2 protein-coding genes and 1 pseudogene are annotated in these 3,437 nt (G+C 59.4%); all 3 read left to right on the top strand.

The features are described from left to right. A pseudogene (locus tag H1Y01_RS15860) lies at window positions 1–723 on the top strand (TonB-dependent receptor); the annotation flags it as partial. A gap of 57 nt (window positions 724–780) precedes the next feature. Beyond that, complete coding sequence (locus H1Y01_RS15855; protein ID WP_180541483.1) at window positions 781–2,820, top strand: S9 family peptidase; 2,040 nt, start codon at window positions 781–783, stop codon at window positions 2,818–2,820. A gap of 60 nt (window positions 2,821–2,880) precedes the next feature. Continuing rightward, window positions 2,881–3,437, top strand: a 557-nt coding sequence (locus H1Y01_RS15850; protein WP_301331920.1) for a DNA gyrase subunit A, incomplete at its 3' end; no start/stop codon positions are given.

The following is a 3,437-nucleotide window of genomic DNA, read 5'->3' as shown; positions in this document are numbered from 1 at the left end:
CGCGCGTTTCAAAGCGGAGTGTTACTGTCATCCAACTACATGTGGTCGCATTCCATTAATGACGGCAGCATCGGCGGAGGCGAGTCGGATACGCCTCAGGACTCGTTCTGCAGAGCTTGCGATAAAGCCAGTAGCGATGATGACGTACGCCAAATGTTCAACCTTTCCGGTGTTTACCAACTACCTTTCGGCGCGGGACGGCCGCATCTAAGCAGCCCCGGCGCGCTGCGGGCGATTTTTGGCGATTGGGAGTTGAGCGCGATCGGTACCGCCCAGACCGGACTGCCGGTGAACATCACGATCGACCGCTCGAATAGTTCGGTTCCAGGTTCGTACTCGATTAGCGGCGAAGAACGGCCGAATCTTGTCCCCGGAGTGTCGCTGACTCCTCCCGGCGGCTCCACGCCGCAGGAGTGGATCAATCCAGCAGCCTTCTCCGTTCCCGCTCCTGGAACGTTTGGCAATCTGGGGCGGAATGCTTTTCGAGCGCCGGGCATTTCGCAGCTTGACCTGGGTCTATCGAAGTACGCGCACGTTACTGAGCGGATGAGTATCCGGTTACGCGCCGACTTATTCAACGTCTTCAACCGGGCTCAATATGGCGCCCCGAACGCGGACTTGTCGCAAAGTAACTTTGGCACAATCACCACCACCGTCAGTAACTACGCGACGGGCCGGGGCACGCCTCGAGAGCTACAGCTATCGGCTAAAATTGCGTTTTGACGGCCCATCGTAGCTCGAGTGCTGGGAACGCGTGCGCGCCTGCGCTAAACTCCTCGCATGCGAGCCTTCCTGTACGCAGCCGTCATCTTGATGTTCGGCGCGCTGCTCGGCGCCCAGACTACGGCGCGGCACGCCATTCAATTGGACGATATCTTCCGTATGGAAGACGTCAGAGAACCGCAACTCTCGCCCGACGGTAAGTGGATCGTGTACACGGTGGGCACGGTCGACAAAGAGAACGACAAGCGTCCATCCAACCTTTGGATGGCGAGTTGGGACGGCACGCAGGATATCCAACTGACTTATAGCCCGGAATCCGAGTCAACTCCGCGCTGGAGTCCGGATGGCCGCTGGCTTTCATTTGTGTCTTCGAGGCCCGGCAAAGCGAAGGGCTCGCAAATCTGGCTCATGGACCGGCGGGGCGGGGAACCGCGCCAGTTTACCGCCTTCAAAGAGAATGAACATATCCTCGGTTACGAGTGGTCGCCCGATTCGAAGCGGATGGTTGTCGCGATGCGCGAATCGGATGATCCGAACTCGGAAACAGCCAAGAGTTCTTCTGCCCCGCCGCCCCCGCCGAAGCCGCTCGTCATCGACCGCTATCACTTTAAGCAGGATGAGGAAGGCTATATCGCGGGGTTCCACTACTCGCGCCTCTACTTACTTGATGTGGCCACGCAAAAGCTGGAGCGGTTGACCAACTTCAAGCGCAGCGATGAGGATAGCCCGGTCTGGTCGCCCGACGGCAGCCGCATCGCCTTCGTAAGTAATCAGGATGAAGATCCCGACCGGTCAGAGCATACGGATATCTGGGTGGTTGACGCTCATCCCGACGCGACTCCGCGCCGCCTCACCACTTACAAGGGAACGAATGGCGGGAAGCCCTCCTGGAGTCCCGATGGCAAACTCATCGCCTATGTTCAGGGTACCGAGCCGAAGTACACCGCTTATAACTTGAACCGTTTGGCCGTAGTCGCGACCAACGGAAGCTCGCCCGCGCAATTGATTAGTTCCAAGCTCGATCGCGGAGTAACCGATCCGCTCTTTTCGCCTGACGGCAAATCCGTGGTCGCTCTGGTGGAAGATGACCGATCGGAGTATCCGGCTCGTTTCGAGCTCTCCGGCGACTCCTACAAGCGTCTGATAAGCGGGAAGCTGGTCATCAACTCGCAGTCTATTGGTGGATCGCACATCGCGGTGACGGCCACCACCGATGCCGCACCACCTGAGATTTTCGCGCTCGATGGCGGATCCATGCGCCAGCTCACGCACCATAACGACGCGTTGCTCTCCACCATCCAGCTCAGTCCGGTTGAGGATTTCAGCTGCAAGAGCCCGGACGGCACGGAGGTCCACGGCTTGCTGACGCTGCCGCCCGGATACGTGAAAGGGAAACGCTACCCAACCCTGTTGCGCATCCATGGCGGACCGAACGGGCAGGACGAGCACGAATTCATGGCCGACCACCAGTTTCTGGCCGCCGCCGGGTACGTCGTGGTGTCCGTGAACTATCGTGGCAGTTCGGGCCGCGGGCAAAAGTTCAGCGAGAGCATCTTCAACGATTGGGGACATCTTGAAGTCGAAGACCTGCTGGCGGCGATGGACTACGTTCAATCTGCTGGGATCGCCGATCCCGATCATCTGGGTATTGGAGGCTGGAGCTATGGCGGCATCCTCACCGACTACACGATCGCGACCGATGGCCGCTTCAAAGCCGCAATTGCGGGGGCCGGAAGCGCCAATCAGATCTCGATGTACGGCTCCGATGAGTACGTCTTTCAGTACGACAGTGAAGTGGGGCCGCCCTGGAAGAATCCGGAAGGCTGGCTGAAGCTTTCCTATCCGTTCTTCAAGGCCGACCGCATTCATACGCCGACGCTTTTCCTTGGCGGCGATCAGGATTTCAACGTCCCCGTGATCGGCGGCGAGCAGATGTATCAGGCTCTGAAGACGCTGAACGTCCCGACCGAACTGGTCATCTACCCGGGCGCGCATCACGCCATTCACCGGCCCAGCTATCAACGCGACCGGCTGCAGCGATATGTCGCGTGGTACGACCGTTATCTGAAAGCGCCGCCGACCGCCTCGACGCGCTAGTTTCGGCAAAGCGTCTGCCACGCTAAATTCTTGCTACAATAGGGTTTAACCCCTAAAAGCATGGCCGATTCGGAACAACCGCCTCAAAATCCTCCTGCCCCTCCTCAACTGCCCTTAACGGGCGGCGGCGACGGTGGCGGTGACGACAAAAACATCGTCTCGATCAACATCGAAGACGAGATGCGCAAATCGTACCTCGACTACGCGATGAGCGTGATCGTGGGCCGCGCGCTTCCCGATGTGCGCGACGGTCTCAAACCTGTCCACCGGCGTATTTTGTGGGGCATGCACGAGCTCGGTCTCGCGCCCAATCGCCCCACCCGCAAGTCCGCGAAGATCACCGGTGAGGTGATGGGTAAGTACCACCCGCACGGTGACGCGCCCATCTACGATTCGCTGGTCCGCATGGCGCAGCCATTCAATATGCGCTACCCGCTGGTCGATGGGCAAGGCAACTTCGGTTCGCTGGATGGCGACCCGCCCGCGGCACAACGGTACACCGAAGCGCGGCTCTCGCGCATTGCCACCGCGCTGCTCGAAGATATCGACAAAGAGACGGTCGACTTCCGTCCCAATTACGATGACAGCGAGCATGAGCCCGAAGTCCTTCCCACGCG

Source organism: Nevskia soli (assembly GCF_903970205.1).
Classification (GTDB): Bacteria; Acidobacteriota; Terriglobia; order Bryobacterales; family Bryobacteraceae; genus Bog-113.
This window is presented reverse-complemented; position numbering and strand designations above follow the sequence as displayed.

Bases quoted from the DNA above. Each gene is read 5' to 3' on its own strand.
- H1Y01_RS15855 (WP_180541483.1), top strand. From the start codon at position 781: ATGCGAGCCTTCCTGTACGCAGCCGTCATCTTGATGTTCGGCGCGCTG.